The organism is Acidiphilium sp. 34-64-41 (genome assembly GCF_002282635.1).
Classification (GTDB): Bacteria; Pseudomonadota; Alphaproteobacteria; order Acetobacterales; family Acetobacteraceae; genus Acidiphilium; species Acidiphilium rubrum.
Window position 1 is genome coordinate 1 of record NZ_NCJX01000047.1, and the last position, 17,747, is coordinate 17,747.

The 17,747-nt window shown below is 63.1% G+C and carries 12 protein-coding genes; 7 read left to right on the forward strand and 5 right to left on the reverse strand.

The window, feature by feature from the left end:
* The 3 genes from B7X49_RS11020 to B7X49_RS11030 all read right to left on the reverse strand — a co-directional run.
* Window positions 1-820: P-loop NTPase (locus tag B7X49_RS11020; RefSeq protein WP_286704528.1), on the reverse strand; the 820-nt coding region annotated here is incomplete at its 3' end.
* Window positions 817-2,316 carry an XrtA system polysaccharide chain length determinant gene (locus B7X49_RS11025; protein WP_286704529.1) on the reverse strand — a complete coding sequence of 500 codons (1,500 nt, stop codon included), beginning with the start codon at window positions 2,314-2,316 and terminating at the stop codon, window positions 817-819. The genes B7X49_RS11020 and B7X49_RS11025, both read right to left, overlap by 4 nt.
* A gap of 9 nt (window positions 2,317-2,325) precedes the next feature.
* Window positions 2,326-2,862 carry an XrtA/PEP-CTERM system exopolysaccharide export protein gene (locus tag B7X49_RS11030; protein WP_286704530.1) on the reverse strand — a complete coding sequence of 179 codons (537 nt, stop codon included), beginning with the start codon at window positions 2,860-2,862 and terminating at the stop codon, window positions 2,326-2,328.
* 811 nt (window positions 2,863-3,673) lie between these two features.
* On the opposite strand from B7X49_RS11030, the gene B7X49_RS11035 reads away from it, so the two are divergent.
* The 7 genes from B7X49_RS11035 to B7X49_RS11065 are packed head-to-tail and all read left to right on the forward strand — an operon-like array spanning window position 3,674 to window position 13,603.
* A complete protein-coding gene (locus B7X49_RS11035) occupies window positions 3,674-4,588 on the forward strand; it encodes an exopolysaccharide biosynthesis polyprenyl glycosylphosphotransferase (RefSeq protein ID WP_286704531.1) in 915 nt (304 codons plus the stop codon).
* Window positions 4,589-4,613: 25 nt separating this feature from the next.
* Window positions 4,614-6,623, forward strand: a complete 2,010-nt coding sequence (gene prsK / locus B7X49_RS11040; RefSeq protein WP_286704532.1) for an XrtA/PEP-CTERM system histidine kinase PrsK — start codon at window positions 4,614-4,616, stop codon at window positions 6,621-6,623.
* A complete protein-coding gene (gene prsR / locus B7X49_RS11045; RefSeq protein WP_286704533.1) occupies window positions 6,620-8,032 on the forward strand; it encodes a PEP-CTERM-box response regulator transcription factor in 1,413 nt (470 codons plus the stop codon). The genes prsK and prsR overlap by 4 nt, the downstream gene beginning before the upstream one ends.
* Entirely contained in the window at window positions 8,029-10,788 is a 2,760-nt protein-coding gene (gene prsT / locus B7X49_RS11050) for an XrtA/PEP-CTERM system TPR-repeat protein PrsT (RefSeq protein ID WP_286704534.1), read from the forward strand. Before prsR ends, prsT begins: the two co-directional genes overlap by 4 nt.
* A gap of 26 nt (window positions 10,789-10,814) precedes the next feature.
* Window positions 10,815-12,152: a putative O-glycosylation ligase, exosortase A system-associated gene (locus tag B7X49_RS11055; RefSeq protein ID WP_286704535.1), complete on the forward strand. Its 1,338-nt coding sequence runs from the start codon at window positions 10,815-10,817 to the stop codon at window positions 12,150-12,152.
* 6 nt (window positions 12,153-12,158) lie between these two features.
* The gene (locus B7X49_RS11060) at window positions 12,159-12,377 is read left to right on the forward strand and encodes a hypothetical protein (protein ID WP_286704536.1); all 219 of its coding nucleotides are present in this window, start codon (window positions 12,159-12,161) and stop codon (window positions 12,375-12,377) included.
* Complete coding sequence (locus B7X49_RS11065) at window positions 12,374-13,603, forward strand: glycosyltransferase (RefSeq protein ID WP_286704537.1); 1,230 nt, start codon at window positions 12,374-12,376, stop codon at window positions 13,601-13,603. The genes B7X49_RS11060 and B7X49_RS11065 overlap by 4 nt, the downstream gene beginning before the upstream one ends.
* On the opposite strand, the gene B7X49_RS11070 is transcribed toward B7X49_RS11065, so the two are convergent.
* Together B7X49_RS11070 and B7X49_RS11075 are read right to left on the reverse strand one after the other, a co-directional pair.
* A complete protein-coding gene (locus tag B7X49_RS11070; protein WP_286704538.1) occupies window positions 13,554-15,125 on the reverse strand; it encodes a lysine--tRNA ligase in 1,572 nt (523 codons plus the stop codon). The genes B7X49_RS11065 and B7X49_RS11070 overlap by 50 nt on opposite strands.
* A gap of 108 nt (window positions 15,126-15,233) precedes the next feature.
* Window positions 15,234-17,612, reverse strand: a complete 2,379-nt coding sequence (locus tag B7X49_RS11075) for a phosphoketolase (RefSeq protein ID WP_286704539.1) — start codon at window positions 17,610-17,612, stop codon at window positions 15,234-15,236.
* Window positions 17,613-17,747 lie beyond the last annotated feature (135 nt).

Below are 17,747 nucleotides of genomic sequence, written 5' to 3' on the forward strand. Positions count from 1 at the left end.
AGAACGCTGGAAGCGCTGGGACAGAACGTAACACCCGACGCCTTGATCCTCGGTGCCATCGGTCTCGGACCATATCAACAGGCAACGCTATAAGAGCCACCAATATACTGTCACGAAACTGGGTCGCCAACCGCTCCACCAGGGCGCGCACAGGTTGCCGCGATGACAGATCGCTCCGCTCGTCGCCATCGGCGCCGCCGCCGATCGGGATGAACGTCAGATTATCGGGCTCGGTCGGAATCGCCAGGGCATTGGCCAGCTGGCGCGGTGATACCGCGAGATCCAGCAGTCCCGGCCGGGATTCCAGGCCGAAATGGCGCGACAGCGAATTGCCGCCGATGTCGGCATCGATCAGCACCACGGGGCGATCGCCGCCTTCGGCAAGAATATTCGCGAGGTTGAGCGCCGTGAAACTCTTGCCCTCGCCGTGTTTCGCGCTGGTCACCATCACGACATTCGGACAAACGGCACCTGGACCATCCGCCTTGCCGCCCATCGCGCCGATCGATTGCAGAATGTGCTGGCGCACGATCCGGAATTCTTCACCCGCCTGATCGCGGCGGCCGCGAGCGACGACCATGCCGGCGTCCTCCATCGATTGACGTGAGATGATTTCGCCGCGCTGTACCGGTGCCTGCACTTCGATACGCGGCGGCACGAGTTCCACCGGCACCGGCCGCAACGTCGTCTCGCGGTCCTTGGGGGCAACCGGCAGCGGACCAACCTGGGCCGCGGCGCGATCGAGTCCCGCGATCGCGTCCGGCAGCAACTCGGCCGCGACACGCTCGGCGAGGTGACGCGGCGTTTTGCTATTGATCATGCGAACCTCTGCATGAGAACGCTTCCAATCATGAATCCACTGAAAATGACGAACAACAGCGCCATGGCACCGGCAACCCGCAGGACCGGGCCCAGATGACTGGCCCGTTTGCGAATATCGGAGATGCCGCCGATCACCGGCAGGCCGAGCTTTTTCAGATCATCGAGCGTCTCGTAGCGCCCTTCAAGTTCGGCAAGCAGAGCCGCCACCGCAACACCCGCGCCAACGCCGAGCACGAGCACGGCACTCAGCAGCAATGGGCGGTTCGGGCCGACCGGCAGACGCGGCACCTGCGGCGGGTTGATGACCTGCAACTGAATGCGGTTGGCATCGACATTGGCGGCCGCACCGATGCGCATCGCCTCGCGCCGCTCGATCAGGCTGTGGTATTCCTTCTGAAGCACCGAATAGTTGCGATCGAGATTGATGTATTTCGCCTCGATGCCCGGCTGCGATTTGGCCAGTGCCGACAAACGATCACGCTCGGCGGTCGAGGCCTTGATCTGACGGCGCAACGAGAACAGCGCCGTGTCGATTTTCAGGAGTTGTAGGCGCAATTGCTCATAGACCGGGTTCGCGATAGCCGGCGTCGCAACGCCGCCCGCCGCGGGACCACCGCTTGCCATCCGCTTCAAAGCATCGACCTGACGCTGTGCCGCGACGACGCCGGGATAGGCATCGGTATATTGCTGCTTGAGTTCTGCCAGCCGGGATTCCGCCGCGGCGAGCCCTGCCCCGCCGCTGCTCGACATCGCCTGCGCGCCGGTCAGCAAAGGCTTCGTGCTCGCCAGTTGTTTTTCGACGATGCTGCGTTCGGCAACCGCGTCCTCGAGCGCGCCGTTCAACTGGCGAACTTTCGCCTGTTCCTGCTCGAACGCCGACACACCGTTCGCACCCGGCAGCAACTGCAGATATTTCGCCTGGAACGAAGCGCGGCGCTGTTCGAGTTGCTTCAGCTGGGTGTGGAAATAAGTGATCTGGGAATCCAGAAACGTCCTGGCATTGTCGATGTCGCCCTGGTTACGGACCGATGCGCGCTCGACGTAAATATTCACCAGCCCCTGCACCACTTCGAAGGCTTTTTTCGGGTTGGGGCTCTGGTAGTGGATGGTGAACAGATTATCGGTCTGCGGCACGATCTCGATCTGGCTGCGCAGCCCGCGGACCATGGCTTCACGCGCGCCGGGGCCCTGGGCATTGAGGCCGAGACCGGTCTTGTCGAGCAGCGTATTGAGGTTCGGGTCGCTCAGCAGGGTGCGCTGCAGCAGGCTGAACTCCTCGCGCGTGTTGCCGTTGATCGCGATGCCCTCGAGCAGCGGCGTCAGCACCGGATCGGCCGCGACGTAAAGCTGCGCGCTCGATTCATATTTCGGCGGCAGCGTCATCACGCCGGCCCAACCGATCAGGCAGATCACCCAGGCCAGCGCGATGCCGAGCCAGCGTTTGCGCCATGCCCCACCCGCAACGCGCAACCCAAGCGCAATGACTTCATCCATCGGTCGGCCTCAGAACATTGTTTGCGGAATGACCAGAATATCGCCCGGCATGAGCGGGATATCCTGGGACATGTCGCCCTGATTGATCAGCGCCCCGAGCCTGACCGGAATTTTCCGGTCGCCCTGCGGCGTGCGGCGGATCACATAGGCGTCGTTCCCGGCGGCGAATTTCGGCAGGCCGCCCATATCGGTCACCAGATCCAGCATGGTGATATGATCGACATAGGGCACCGCGATCGGCTTGGAGCCGCCGCCGATCACTCTGATCTCCGACCCCATCATACCGTGAAAACTGTCGACAATGACGGTAACATTGGGGTCCCGCACGAATTTCGACAGTTTATGCGTGATTTCAACGCCGAGTTCCTGCGGCGTCTTGCCGGCCGCGACGATCGAGGGCACCAGCGGGATGGCGATGCGGCCATCCGGGCGGACAGGTATGCCGTGCACGCTCAGATCAGGCGCACCGTACACGAACACACTCAACGTATCTGCAGGCCCGATCCGGTAGGGCAAAGCGGCGGTCGAGGCGGCAGGCGGCCGCACAGACGCTCCATCCGTCGCGGTACAGGCCGACAGCGACAACAGACCAAGTCCGACCACGACTGGCGCAATCCACTTGCGGTTGAGTCGCCGGCGCCTGAGACTGGCTGAAATGACGGAATTGTTAAAAGAGAGGCGCTCTTGATCGTTCGATTGTAGATGCATTTGCAACCCCGACAACTGACCACGCTCAATATGTGTATTTTTCATCAAATTCTCTCAACTGAATGCATGCAGCGATCCACAGCCTATCGTGGCGGCGGCCTTTTAACTGAGATAATAGCATAGCTGATAACGAGATGCGTTAACATCGTGAAAAACGCAACCTCATAAACGTCTTAAAATTGAGACAGTTCCAATATCAATTTAAATTATCAGTTTCGTAATTTTTTACAATATGCCTTTCTTGGGCGGGTGTCAAAGACAAATTTTTCACTGTCAGCCGTCCGCAATTGACGTAGATGCGATGATTTGTTAATCTAATACCATTGTCAATATCGACGCTACAACTCGCAAAGTTTTATTTCAAAATTTAAAATGCGTTACGGTTTTAGAGACGTATCCATAAATAGAGACTTAAGCAACGAAGGCTTGACTTTTCCTGGGTCGCTGCGGGTCATGCTCGGATGCTCTCTGTCTGATTTCGAATGAGAGACGCTCCGTGCGACCTGTTTTGGTCTAGATCGGTCGCTATATGGTGACGCTAGAATGAGTTTTTCGGTGAGATTGGTGGGAAGTTAACGCAAAAAACATTTTCGATGTCTATGTTATATTTTTGAATCATAATTTTCATTCGGGGACGCTTCGTAACGCCATGATCTCAGCAAATTCGGCAATTGTATCATTCGGGGACATCAGGGCGCAGCAGCCTGGCACGCCCCCCAGACAGATTACTTCGATCACCTGCGAAAACTTTCGCAACGCTGATGCGCAGCAACTGAAGCGCCAGGGCGTGACAACGATTGTGGTTCCATCAGAATTTCGTCCGCTGGTCGACGATCAGACGCTGATCAAATGCCGTACCGCGGGCATTCGTGTGCTCAACGAGATCGAATTCCGGGAAATCTCATCCAAATCGATCGACATCGATCTGCTGTCGAACGGTTGGCTGGCCTATGGCGACACGCTGGGCGGCGGCATTACGCGCCGTATCATCGAGCGTGGCTTCGATGTCGTCTTGAGCTTGATCATCATGCTGCTCACGGCCCCGGTGCTGCTGGCAACCGCCTTGGCGATCAAACTCGACAGCAAAGGTCCGGTATTCTACCGCCAGACCAGGGTTGGGCTGTTCGGCCAGCCTTTTGAAATCCTGAAGTTCCGCAGCATGAGGGTCGATGCCGAACAAGCTGGCGCGCCGGTTTGGGCAACCCAGCGTGACCCGCGGGTCACGCGGATCGGGGCGATCATCAGGCTGCTGCGGATCGACGAACTGCCCCAGTTGTTCAACGTCCTGAAGGGGGAGATGAGCGTGATCGGCCCCCGCCCCGAGCGGCCGCATTTCGTCAATAATCTGGCAGCGCAAATCCCGCACTACCGCGACCGCAGCGTTGCCAAGCCGGGCATTACCGGCTGGGCGCAGGTGAATTACCCCTACGGTGCCTCGGTCGAGGATGCGCGTCGAAAACTGGCTTACGATTTATACTATATTAAGCATCGCAGTCTTATGATGGATTTCAGGATTTGCGTCGCGACGATTCGCGTCATCCTCTTGCGAGAAGGCGCTCGCTGACCCCGCGGCGGGCGAAGGTCCAGCCATGACGATCATCGCAATCGTCTATGCCTGCGTCGCGATCACCTACGCGATCCTTGGTGTCGGACTATTCGCCTGGCGGCGCACCACGGGCGTCGCGATCGCGGCCGGTCTGACCGCACTCTGGGCCGCCAGCTTCCTGCGTGCGCCCTTGTTGCAGGATGCCGCCTGGTTCCTGCAGGCCGCCGGCTGGATTGGCGCGCTCGGCGCACTCGAGCGGCGCTTCACCGCAGCGCCGGATTCGCGGATGCGCGCCGCCATCCGCATCATGATCGGGTTTGGCATCGCCAGCGCCGTGGTTGCCGCGCTCGGCGGCCTGACCGCCTCGTTTCAACTCGATGGGCTCGTGATCGAGGCACGCTTGTTTTTCGCCCTGGTCACTCTGATCTTGATCGAAAACATCTATCGCAACGCCGATGAAGATATTCGCTGGCACATCAACCTGCCGCTCATCGCGATCGCGACAATGGCGCTGTTTACCTTCCTGCTCTACGGCGATGCCATCATCCACAAGCGCTTGGCGGCCAGCCTGATCCAGGCGCAGGCCATCGTGTATATCATCGTGCTGCCGCTGTTCATTGGCACTGAACGGCGGATGCGCCGCTGGCGCAACAAGGTGCAAATGTCGCACGGCGCCGCGTTTTATACCAGCAGCCTGATCCTGGGCGGCTCCTTCCTGGTCGGGCTCGGCGTCACCGGCAGCCTGTTGCGTCACTATGGCAACGACTGGGGATCGGTGCTCGAAATCGCGCTGGTGTTCACCGGCATCGTGCTGGTTTCGGTGCTCGCGAGTTCGGGCTCCGCCCGCTCGAAGCTGCGTCACACGATCGTGACAAATTTTTTCGCACAGCGCTATGATTACCGCCGCGAATGGCTCCGGTGCATCGAAACTCTCGCGGCAGTCGAGCAGGGCGGGCTGCCGCAGCGGGTCATCAAGGCGCTGGCCGATACGATCGACAGCCCCTCCGGCGTGCTGCTGCTGCGCGATGCCGCATCCGAGGCGTTGACCCTGACGAGTGCGGGCGAGTGGAACATGCGCAGCCCCTACACGCCGATCGATCAAGCCCATCCGCTGGCCGCAGCCCTCGCGCGCGACGGTTTCTGCCGGCTCGACACGGCAGCACCGCCGATCACGATCGATACCGAGCCGGCCTGCTGGCTCGCGGTGTCGCTGCCCGACCCGCGGTCCTCGGTGCCGCTCGGCATGGTTCTGCTCGGCGCACCACGGGTTGCCGCCCCGCTGGGCGATGAATCCCTGGCGCTGCTGCGAGTCATTGCACGCGAGATTTCCCTGATGCTGGCCGAGCGCCGCGCCGCCGAGGCTTTGGCCGAGGCCAGGCGGTTTGCCGCGGCCGGGCAGCGCTTTGCCTTCGTCGCGCATGATATCAAGAACGTCGCCAATCAGCTCGCGCTGCTGGTCTCGAACGCTGATCATCATATGGACGATCCCGAATTTCGCGACGACATGATGGCGACCCTGCGCGGCTCGGTCGGCAAAATCCAGTCGATGCTGACGCGGCTGAAATCGCCGGAAATCCAGCCGCCGATGCGCCTTGATGCGGCCGGCCGGCTGCGCGGCCTCGGGACGGCCGCGTGGTCGAAGGGCGCGGTCGGCGTGGTGCTCGACATCGATGACCGCAGCGGCGACATCGCGATGGAGCCCGCCGCCTTCGATGCGGTGATGAACCATTTGATCGACAACGCGATCGAAGCCTCGGCCGCCGGCGAAATCGTGTCCGTCCAGGTCGAGCACGCGGCCACGACCCTCGCGATCACGATTACGGATCGTGGCGTCGGCATGTCCGACAGCTTCATCCGCGATGAGTTGTTTCGCCCCTTCACCTCGTCAAAAGCCACCGGTTTCGGGCTGGGCGCGTTTCAGGCACGCGAACTCGTGCACGCTGCGGGCGGCACCTTCACGATTTCCAGCACCGTCGGTACCGGCACCGTGATCAGATTGACCTTTCCCATCCTTGACCCGGCCGCTCACAATGTGAAACTCCTGCTCGCATGACCGCTCCGGACCGCGACAAACTTCTGGTCGTCGAAGACGACGACGGGCTCTGCCGGCAATACCGCTGGGCGTTTCCCGGCCGCGTCGTGCTGACCGCCAATTCCCGCGCAGAGGCGATGACGGTGCTCGAACGCGAGCGCCCGGCGGTCGCGGTGATCGACCTTGGTCTGCCGCCGGACCCGGATGGCGTGACCGAGGGGTTCGCGACGCTGCACGATCTGCTGGCAATCTGCCCGGACATGAAGGTGATCGTTGCGACCGGCAACGGCGCCAAGCGCAACGCGATCCACGCGATCGGCCACGGCGCGCATGATTTTTATGAAAAACCGGTCGATATCGATGTGCTCCGGCTGATCGTCGATCGTGCGTTCCGCCTGTTCGATCTGGAGGCGGAGAACCGCGCGCTCGGTGCCATCGCCGGGTCCAGCCCGATCAAGAGCGTGATCACCGCGGCGGATTCGATGCTGAAAATCTGCCGCGACATCGAAAAACTCGCCCAGACCGATGTGCCGGTGCTGCTGCTGGGCGACAGCGGGACCGGCAAGGAGGTGCTCGCGCGCGCCCTGCACGACCTCAGCCCGCGCGCCGGCGGCCCGTTCATCGCGATCAACTGCGGCGCGATTCCCGAGCATCTGCTGGAAAGCGAGTTGTTCGGCCATGAGCGCGGTGCCTTCACCGGCGCGGTGCGCCAGACCCTGGGCCGGGTGGAACTCGCGCAGAAAGGCACGCTGTTCCTCGATGAAATCGGCGACCTGCCGATGAGCCTGCAGGTGAAACTGCTGCGCTTCCTGCAGGAACACGTGATCGAGCGGGTCGGTGGGCGGAAATCGATCCCGGTTGATGCGCGCATCGTGTCGGCGACCAACCAGAACCTGGAACAAAGGGTCGAAACCCAGCAATTCCGGATGGATCTGTTCTACCGGCTCAACATCGTCTCGGTGCGCATTCCGCCGCTGCGCGAGCGGCCGGGCGATGCCGTGCTGCTCGGGCGCTACTTCCTCGCCCGGTTCGCCCGGGAATCCGGCCGGCGCGTCATTGGCCTATCGGAGCAGGCGGTCGCGGCCCTCGCGGCGCATCCGTGGCCGGGCAATATCCGCGAGCTGGAAAATCGCATCCGGCGCGGTGCGATCATGGCCGAGGGGCGCTTTGTCGAACCGGCCGACCTTGAACTCGCGCCGGCCGATGCCGCGGTGATCGATTTACGAACCGCCCGCCAGCGCGCCGAGCGTGAGGCGATCCAGATCGCCATCGCGCATTCGCAGGGCTCGATCGCCACGGCCGCCCGGCGGCTCGGCGTCAGCCGGCCGACGCTCTACGCACTCATCGAGTCGCTCGGCATCGCCGATCTCGTCAAAGCCGGATATTCGAACGACCAATCCGAACCGATTACGGAATCAGAAGCCCAATGAAACATCTCTATCGCAGTCTTATCCTCGCAACGCCGCTGGCCTTCTCGGCCATCAGCCTCGCCCATGCCGATCCGGTCTCGCGCGCGCAGGGCTATATGGCGCAAGGCAAGCCGCGCGACGCCATGCTGGTGCTCCGCAATTACCTGCGCAACCACACCACCGATGGCCCGGCCAATTTCATGCTGGCGAAGCTCGATCTCACACTCGGCAGTCCGGTGTCGGCCGAACGTGAGGCACGCGCTGCGCGCGCTGCGCACTATCAGCCCAACCGTGCGCTGACCCTGTTGCTCGATTCCTATCTGGCGCAGCGGCGCTACATCGATCTGCTGCATGATTTCCCGCTCGGCACGGCAACGGGCAATGCCGGTGCCCGCATCGAACTTGGCCGCGCCGCCGCCGAACAGGCGCTGCACCAGCCGGATCGCGCGACGGCGGACCTCGCCAAGGCGAAAAATTTCGACGACAAACTGCCCGCCGTCTGGCTGGCGCTGCAAACGGCGGCGCTCAGCCACGGCGATACCAAGGCCGCGGCCGACGACCTTGCGCACGCCAAGGCGCTCGACCCGAACGATCACCAGGTGGTGCTCGCGGAAGCGCGCGCAGCGCTTGCGGGCGGCCAGCCGAAAGACGCCATCGCCGCGCTCAATGCGCTGCTGGCCAAGGACCCGAGCGATCTGACCGCCCGGCTGACCCTGGCGAATGCGCTGATCGCCGCCGGCGAGCCTGCGCAGGCGCAGACGGAGATTTCCACGGTTCTGAAACTCGCCCCCGGTTCGGTCGGCGCGCTCTACCTGCAAGCCGGCCTCTATGTCAGCCACCAGAAATGGAAACAGGCCCAGGCCGTTCTGCAACGTCTGTCGCCGATCATGGCGGAGCTGCCGGGTGCCTATTTCCTGCAGGCGGAAACGCTGCTGCATCTCGGTGAGTTCGGCGCGGCACAGCAGGATGCGGCGCATTACGTGGCGCATGTGCCGGGCGATCCGGCGGGGCGGCGCCTGCTCGCGGCACTGGCGCTGAAAAATCATCATCCACATGTCGCCCTGTCGACGATCGAGGCCGCAGGTGCGGCTGCGAAGCAGGATTTCGGCATGACGATGCTGCATGCCGCTGCGGAACAGGCGATCGGCAATATCGTGCAGGCCAAGGCGGATTTGACGCTGGCGGCCAGCCTGGCGCCCAAAAGTCCCGAGCCGCTGGCACATCTCGGTCAGATCGATCTGGCGATCGGCGATGTGCATGGCGCGACGGCGGCGTTTCAGAAGGCGGTGGCGCTCAGCCCGTCCGATCCAATTTTGCAGGCAGCACTTGCCCAGGCGGCGATCGCCAGCGGCAATCAACCGGTTGCAACCGCGGCGATCGCGCAGCTCGATCATCTGAAAGGCCCAGCCGCCGGCGCGATGCTGGCGGCGGAACTGCATCTCGCCGCCTTCGACCTGCCGGCGGCACAGGCGGATTATCAGACCACGCTGAAGACGCAGCCGGGCAATGTCGGCGCGATGCTCGGCCTCGCCCACATCGCCCTGCTGCAGGGCCATCAGGCCGAGGCGATCGCCATGACGACCAAGGCGGTGAAGGCCGACCCGACCAATCAGGCGGCGGTCTCGGCCCTGGCGTCGCTGCTCGCGAGCACCAACGATTTTGCCAAAACCAATACGGTTCTGCAGGCTGCGCACAAGGCGGCCCCCGATAATCCGGTGTTTATCGCCGATATCGCGAGCCTCGATATCCGCCTGAAAAAACTCGATCAGGCGAAGGCGCTGCTTGATGGCGTCGACCCGAAGCTGCAGAACAACCCGACGATCCTGGCCGCGCAGGCGCAGGTGGCGCTCGCGCGCAAGGATGTGCCTGGTGCCAAGACCGATCTGGCCGCGCTGATCAAGCAGAATCCGCAAAACCTGGCCGCCAGGCTGGCGCTGATCCGGCTCGATGTCAGTTCCAAAGATCCGTCCGGCGCCGATGCGGTTCTCACCGAAGGGCTCAACCTGGCACCAACCAACCCGACGCTGCTGCAAACCAAGGTCGGGCTCGCGTTCAAACTAGGCGGCATGACGGCGGCACTCTCGACCGCCAACAAGCTGGCGGCGGACCCTGCGCATCAGCCGGCGGCGTTGGTGCTGCCCGGCAAGCTCTATCTCGCCAATCACCAGCCCAAGCAGGCGGTTGCGGCGCTGGGGGCGGCGGCACAATCGCATCCCTCCGCCCAGATTGCGCTTAACCTCGCCGAAGCGCAGGCGATCAGCGGCGATCCGCAGGCGGCAAGGGCGACGCTCGATGCCGCGATCAAGACCTATGGCCCGTCGCCGGCGCTGGAAAATGCCGCCGGGCAGGTCGCGCTGGCGGCCAACGACCTGCCGGGCGCTGCGGCGCATTATCAGAGTGCGCTGAACAAGGCACCGAACGATGTGCTGGCGCTGAACAACCTCGCGTGGATCGCTGGCAAGCAGAAGGACAAAGCTGCCGCCGGTCTGGCCGCCCGCGCCTATGCGATCAGCCCGACGCCGCAGATCGCCGATACGCTCGGCTGGATTCTTGCCAAGCAGGCGAACGATACGGCACAGGCGCTGGTACTGCTGGATCAGGCGCATCAGGGCATGCCGAACGACCCGAGTGTCGCGTATCATTACGCGACCGTGCTGGCCGAAACCGGCGACAAGACCAAAGCCGCCGCGGTGCTCAAGCCGGTATTGGCCAACAAGGCACCGTTCCCGGACCGGTCGGCGGCGGAGAAGCTCGATGCCAGCCTCACGAAATCCTGAGCTGACGATCGGACGGGCCACGCCACATGCTCCATAGCCTGATCCTGCTGGCGTTTCTGGCGGCGCTGACCGTTCTGGCGCTGATGAAGCCGATGGCCGGCGTCGTTGGCTACGAATGCTTCACCTTCATGAGCCCGCAGCAGGAAACCTACGGCATCACCGGCGCCCTGCCGGTCGCGCTGATCGTGGCGCTGGCAACCGTGGTGGGTTGCGTCATCAATCACGAGCCGAAGAAGTTTTCGTTCAACGGCGTGACGATTCTGGTGATCGCCTTTCTGCTCCAGGCGACCATCAGCACCATCTTCGCCCAGGCGCCGAGCACGATCGTGCTGCCGGTCTATACCGATCTGCTGAAGTCGCTAGGATTTCTGCTGCTGGTCGGCGCGCTGATGACGACGCGCATGCGGATCCACGCGCTCGTGTGGCTGATCGTGCTGGCGATCGGCTATTATGGCGTCAAGGGCGGGCTGTTCACGCTGCTGAGCGGTGGCAACGATCATGTCTACGGTCCGCCCAACAGCATTCTGAGCGACAACAACCAGTTGGCGGTCGGGCTGCTGACGGTGCTGCCGCTGATGAATTATCTACGGGTCATTTCTGCGCATCGTATCGTGCGGATCGGCTTGACGATCGCAATGCTGCTGACCGTGATCGCGGTGGTCGGCACCTATTCGCGCGGCGGGCTGCTCGCCCTGTTCGCAATGAGCGCCTTTCTGTGGTGGAACAGCAAAGGTCGAATAAAATCCGGCGTTCTGATCGCGATCGGGCTCGCCGTCGCCATCAGTTTCATGCCGGCGCAATGGGTGGCGCGGATGCACAGCATCCAGCATTTTCACCACTCGGATTCCGCCAACGACCGGCTGACCGTGTGGCGCCAGGCCTTCGGCATCGCGCTTGCCAATCCGCTGGTTGGCGCGGGATTCAAGGCGACTGCCACACCCACGGTGATTCATCGTTATTATCCTGACGCTAACCAGCGCGCGACCCACAGTATCTGGTTTCAAATCGTCAGCCAGGGCGGCTTCACGCTCCTGTTCATTTTCATCGCCCTGAATGTGGTGAGCGTCATCAAGCTGCATCGCATCCGCTGGCGAACCAGGGGGGATCCCTCCTTGCGGTGGATCGATGAATTATGCCGGATGATCGAGGTGTCGATGATCGCGTTCCTGGTCGGCGGTTCGTTCCTGTCACTCGGCTACTATAGCCTGTTCTACACGCTGCTGATTATGGTCGGCGCGCTCGGGGTGATCGTGCAGGGGGTGCCGGCACGCAATGAAGTGCGGTCGAGCGGCCGCGTGCTACAACCGGCGGTGCCCGGCGCGATCGAGCCCGCGTGGCGCGGCCGGCGCGGCGTGCAGGGATAGTCGGACATGGAAGGTCTCTTTTTTCTCGCCGGTTTGTTTGCGATCGTCTGGCTCGCCTATTGGGTCGCGCAGGAAGGCCGCGGCGCGCCCGGTGCCAAGCGCAAATGGTCGCCGTTCGACTGGGCGGAGGATCCAACGCCGCCCGCCGCCGAGCCGGCCAAGACCGCGCCGCGCCGTACCGGCGCATCCTGGCGGGACCGCGCGGTCGGCGACCGGAGGCGATGACGCTCCGGCTCGTCACGATCTCCACGCTGTTTCCAAATCACGCGATGCCCTCGCACGGCGTGTTCGTCGAAACCAGGCTGCGGCATCTGCTGGCCGATGAGGCGGTCGAAAGCGTCGTGCTCGCGCCGGTGGCCTGGATGCCGATCCGCGTGGCGCGGTTGGGCGACTGGGCGCGCCACGCCGCGGCACCGGCGCGCGAGACGCGGTTCGGCATCGATGTGCGGCATCCGCGCTATGTCGCGATCCCCCGCATCGGCCAGGCGCTGACGCCGCATACCCTGTACTGGACGCTCAGGGCCGCGCTGCGCCGGTTGATCGCCGAGGGATATCAGCCGGATGCGATCGATGCGCATTACCTCTATCCCGATGGCGTCGCCGCCGCTTGGCTGGCGCGGGAATTTTCGCTGCCGCTGGTGCTGACGGCGCGCGGGTCGGATGTGACGCAATGGCCGGATTTCGCCCGGCCGCGCCGGCTGATCGGCGCGGCGATCCGCCAGGCGGATGCGTTGATCACGGTCAGCGATGCGCTCGGCCGCGGGGTGGCGGCGCTGGGTGCCGATGCGGCAACCATTACCACGCTGCGCAATGGGGTGGATATCACGCTGTTCACCCCGCTCGACCGCGCGGCGGCGCGTGCCGCGATCGGGCTGGAAAACCCCTATATTCTGTCGGTCGGGCATCTGATCCCGCGCAAGGGACATGATCGGGTGATCGAGGCGTTTGCCACAATCGCCGATACCGTGCTCGCCGGGCATGACCTGGTGATTGCGGGTGATGGGCCGGAGCGCGAGCGGTTGACCCAACTGGCGAAGTCACGCGGCGTCGCCGCACGGGTGCGGCTGGTCGGCGCGATGCCGCAGCCGCGGCTGCCGTTGTATTACAGCGGGGCGGCTTGCCTGGTGCTCGCCTCGAGCCGGGAGGGGTGGGCGAACGTGCTGCTCGAAGCCATGGCATGCGGCACGCCGGTGGTGGCCTCACCGGCCGCCGGCAATGACGAGGTGGTGCGCGCGCGCGCCGCCGGGTTGGTCGCTGCGGATTTCACGCCGGCTGCCCTTGCCGCGGCGTTGCAATCATTGCTGGCCGATCCGCCGGCCAGGGCCGCGACCCGCGCCTATGCCGAGGCGCATGGCTGGCGCGAGATCAGCGCCGGGCAACGCGCGATCTTCGAGCGCGTGATCAGTCGGCGGCAGCCTGCTCGCGCGCCAGAGCTTGTTCGATCAGGCTGATGGTCGGGCCAACGCCGTAAAGCGCGATGAAGCCGCCGAAGCGCGGACCTTCGGACTGGCCGAGCAGGACCTGATAAAGGCAGCCGAACCAGTCCTTCAGGGAAGCGAAGGCATGCCGCTTGCCGACATCGTAGAGCAGGGTTTGCAGCGCATCGGCATCGGCCGGCGTGGTGGCGAGAGCCGTGGCCAGATCGTGCAGCGCCGCCCGTTCGAGCTCGGTTGCGGCCCGGTAGCGCTTGGTCGGCTTGACGAAATCCTGGTAGTATTTCACCGCGAAATCGACCAACCGGGCCAGAAACGGCGATGCTTCCGGGTTTGCGTCCGGCCGGTAGGCGCGGATGAAGCCCCACAGCATGTCCGGCGTTTCGGCGTTCACCACCGAGGCGAGGTTGAGCAGCATGCCGAACGGCACCGGGCTGCCGGATGAATTGGGGATCGTGCCGCCGTGGATGAACCAGGCGGGATTATCCTCCGCGGTGCCGGTGCCCGCGCACAGCGCATCGACGCTGGTCAGGTAATCATCCGTCGCGCGAGGGATCACGTCGAAAAACAGGCGCTTGGCGCGCTGTGGCGAGGCGAACATGAACTGGCCGAGGCTTTCGGCCGGGGCATAGTTCAGCCACTCTTCGACCGAGAGGCCATTGCCCTTCGACTTGCTGATTTTTTGCCCCTTGTCGTCGAGGAACAATTCATAGGTGAAGGTTTCCGGCGGCTCGGCATCCATCGCGCGCACGATGGCGCTGGAGAGCCGCACGGAATCGATCAGATCCTTGCCGGACATTTCGTAGTCGACCCCGAGCGCATACCACCGCATCGCCCAGTCGGCCTTCCATTGCAGCTTGGCGGCACCATCGTAGATCGAGGTTTCGAACACGGCGCCGGTCTCCGGATCGCGCCAGGTGACGCTGCCGGCATCGACATCGACCGCATCGATCGCGACCTGCATGACCACGCCGGTGCGCGGGTGCAGCGGCAGAATGGGCGAATAGGTCGCGCGCCGCTCCGGCCCGAGCGTGGGGCGAATGATGTCGCGAATGATATCGTGCCGCGCCGCGACCACGCGCAGCGCATCGTTGAACCGGCCGGTGGTGTAGTATTCGGTCGAGGAGGCAAACTCGTATTCGAAGCCGAAACCATCGAGAAAGCTGCGCAGCCTTGCGTTGTTGTGGGCGCCGAAGCTCGCATGGGTGCCGAACGGGTCCGGCACGCGGGTGAGCGGCTGGCCGATATAGGCTTGCAGCATCTCCTGCTGGGGCACGTTGCCGGGCACCTTGCGCAGCGCGTCCATATCATCGGAAAACGCGAGCAGTTTCGAGGGCAGACCGGTCAGTTTGGTGAAGGCGAGGCGAATCCACGAAGTCCGGGCAACCTCCATGAAGGTGCCGATGTGCGGCAGGCCGGAGGGGCCGTAGCCGGTTTCGAACAGCGCATGGGTTTTCCCCGAGCGGGCGAGGCGTTGGGCGACGCGCTCCGCCTCACGGAACGGCCAGCTGGTGGGGGATTTGATGTCTTGATCGGTCATGGGTTGGGTTTAGGGTCGGCGCACGGCGGGGTCAAACGCCGGGAGCGTTGGGCTGCACGGCATTGTCCGGCGTCGCATTATCGGAACGCGCGGCGCCGGATCATCCCATCATCGCGCCCACCGCCAGTCGCGCACTTCCGGCATGTCCTCGCCGTGCTCGCCGATATAGAGCCGGTGGCGTTCCATCGTGGTCCAGTACCGCGCCGTCGCGGCTTCGACCGCGCCGTGCAGGCGCGGGATGCGCATGATCGCATCGAGCGCCAGCTGATACCGATCGAGGTTGTTCAGCACCACCATGTCGAACGGCGTGGTCGTGGTGCCCTCCTCCTGATAGCCGCGCACGTGGAAATTATCGTGATTATGCCGCCGATAGACCAATTTATGGATCATCGCGGGATAGCCGTGGAAGGCGAAGATCACCGGCCTGTCGGTGGTGAACAGATCATCGAAATCCCGGTCGTCCAACCCGTGCGGATGCGCCGATTGCGGTTGCAGCGCCATCAGATCGACCACATTGACCACGCGGATGCGAATGTCCGGCACATAATCGCGCAGCAACGTCACGGCCGCCATGGTCTCCAGCGTCGGCACATCGCCGGCGCAGGCCATCACCACATCGGGCTCGCCCGCGGTATCGCTCGCCCAGTCCCAGATGCTCGCACCGGCGGTGCAGTGGCGCACCGCCTGCTCCATCGTGAGCCACTGAAACTCCGGCTGTTTGCCCGCGATGATCAGATTGATATAGTTACGACTCCGCAAGCAATGATCAGCGACCGAGAGCAGGCAATTGGCATCCGGCGGCAGGTAGATCCGCACGACATCCGCCTTCTTGTTGGCGACATGATCGATGAAACCAGGGTCCTGATGCGAGAACCCGTTATGGTCCTGCCGCCAGACATGCGAGGTGAGCAGATAATTCAAGGAAGCGATCGGTTTGCGCCAGGCGATGGTGCGGCTGACCTTGAGCCATTTCGCATGTTGGTTGAACATGGAATCGATGATGTGAATGAACGCTTCGTAGCAGGAGAATAATCCGTGCCGGCCGGTGAGCAGATAGGCTTCGAGCCAGCCTTCGCACATGTGCTCGCTCAGAATTTCCATCACCCGGCCCTGGGCGCTCAGGTCGGTGTCGGTCGCGATGGTCGCCGCCATCCATTCCTTGCCGCTGACCTGATAGACAGCATCCAACCGGTTCGAGGCGGTCTCGTCAGGCCCGAACAGCCGAAAATTCGCGGCCGCGAGATTGAGCTTCATCACCTCGCGCAGAAACCCACCAAGCACCCTTGTCGCCTCGGCGGTGACCGAACCGGGCGTGGGCACGCTGACTCCATGATCGTAGAGATGCGGCATCACCAGCGGGACCAGTACCTCACCGCCGTTCGCGTGCGGGTTGGACCCCATGCGGCGATGGCCGGTGGGGGCAAGCGATGCGTATTCATCGCGCAGCTTGCTTTGCGCATCGAACAATTCGCCCGGTCGGTAGCTGCGCATCCATTCATCGAGTTGCCTGAGATGCTTAGGATTTTTGAAATCCGCGAGCGGCACCTGATGCGCGCGCCAGATGCCTTCGACCGGTTTACCATCGACGAATTTCGGCCCGGTCCAGCCCTTCGGGCTGCGCAGCACGATCATCGGCCAGCGCGGCCGTTCCGGCGTTGCGCCGTCGCTGCCCGTACGAGCCCGGGTCTGGATCGCGCGGATCTTGTCGAACACGATATCGAGCGTTGCCGCCATCGCTTGATGCATCAGCGTTGGATCGTCGCCGGCGACGACATGCGGATCATAGCCATAGCCGCGCAGCAGAGCGTCCAGTTCATCGGGCGTGATGCGCGCGAGCACGGTCGGGTTGGCAATCTTGAAGCCATTCAAATGAAGAATCGGCAGTACCGCGCCATCGCGCACCGGGTTAAGAAATTTATTCGAATGCCAGCTGGTCGCCAGCGCGCCGGTTTCGGCCTCGCCATCACCGATCACGCAGCTGACGATCAACCCCGGATTATCGAACGCCGCGCCATAGGCATGGGCGAGCGAATACCCCAGTTCACCGCCTTCGTGAATCGAACCTGGCGTGCCCGGCGACACGTGGCTGGGAATGCCATAAGGCCAGGAAAATTGCCGGAATAAGCGATGCAGCCCGCTGCGGCTGCGCTCGATATCCGGGTAGCGCTCGGTATAGGAGCCTTCCAGATAGGTCTGCGCCACCACGCCGGGTCCGCCATGACCGGGGCCGGCGATATAGATCATGTCGAGATCGCGTTCGGTGATCATCCGATTGAGATGAACATAGATGAAATTGAGCCCCGGCGTGGTGCCCCAATGGCCCAACAGCCGCGGCTTGATATGCGCAAGCGTCAGCGGCACATCGAGCAGCGGATTGTCCTTCAGATAGATCTGCCCGACCGACAGGTAATTTGCCGCCCGCCAATAGCCATCCATCCGCCGCAGCAGATCTGGTGATAAGGGTGCGCGTTGATGAATATCGGGCATGATCTCTCCGTTCGTCGTCGAATAACGCAGCCGGGATTTACTCAGCAGTCGGTAATATAGGCGACATTTGGTGCTTTGAAGAATGATTGCACGAGACGTGGTTTGCGCTTGATGGCGGCGAGTTGGGCTTCGATT

Coding starts and splice junctions, on each gene's coding strand:
- prsK (WP_286704532.1), top strand. CDS start 4,614: ATGACGATCATCGCAATCGTCTATGCCTGCGTCGCGATCACCTACGCG.
- B7X49_RS11065 (WP_286704537.1), top strand. CDS start 12,374: ATGACGCTCCGGCTCGTCACGATCTCCACGCTGTTTCCAAATCACGCG.
- prsT (WP_286704534.1), top strand. CDS start 8,029: ATGAAACATCTCTATCGCAGTCTTATCCTCGCAACGCCGCTGGCCTTC.
- B7X49_RS11060 (WP_286704536.1), top strand. CDS start 12,159: ATGGAAGGTCTCTTTTTTCTCGCCGGTTTGTTTGCGATCGTCTGGCTC.
- B7X49_RS11055 (WP_286704535.1), top strand. CDS start 10,815: ATGCTCCATAGCCTGATCCTGCTGGCGTTTCTGGCGGCGCTGACCGTT.
- B7X49_RS11075 (WP_286704539.1), bottom strand. CDS start 17,612: ATGCCCGATATTCATCAACGCGCACCCTTATCACCAGATCTGCTGCGG.
- prsR (WP_286704533.1), top strand. CDS start 6,620: ATGACCGCTCCGGACCGCGACAAACTTCTGGTCGTCGAAGACGACGAC.
- B7X49_RS11070 (WP_286704538.1), bottom strand. CDS start 15,125: ATGACCGATCAAGACATCAAATCCCCCACCAGCTGGCCGTTCCGTGAG.
- B7X49_RS11035 (WP_286704531.1), top strand. CDS start 3,674: ATGATCTCAGCAAATTCGGCAATTGTATCATTCGGGGACATCAGGGCG.
- B7X49_RS11025 (WP_286704529.1), bottom strand. CDS start 2,316: ATGGATGAAGTCATTGCGCTTGGGTTGCGCGTTGCGGGTGGGGCATGG.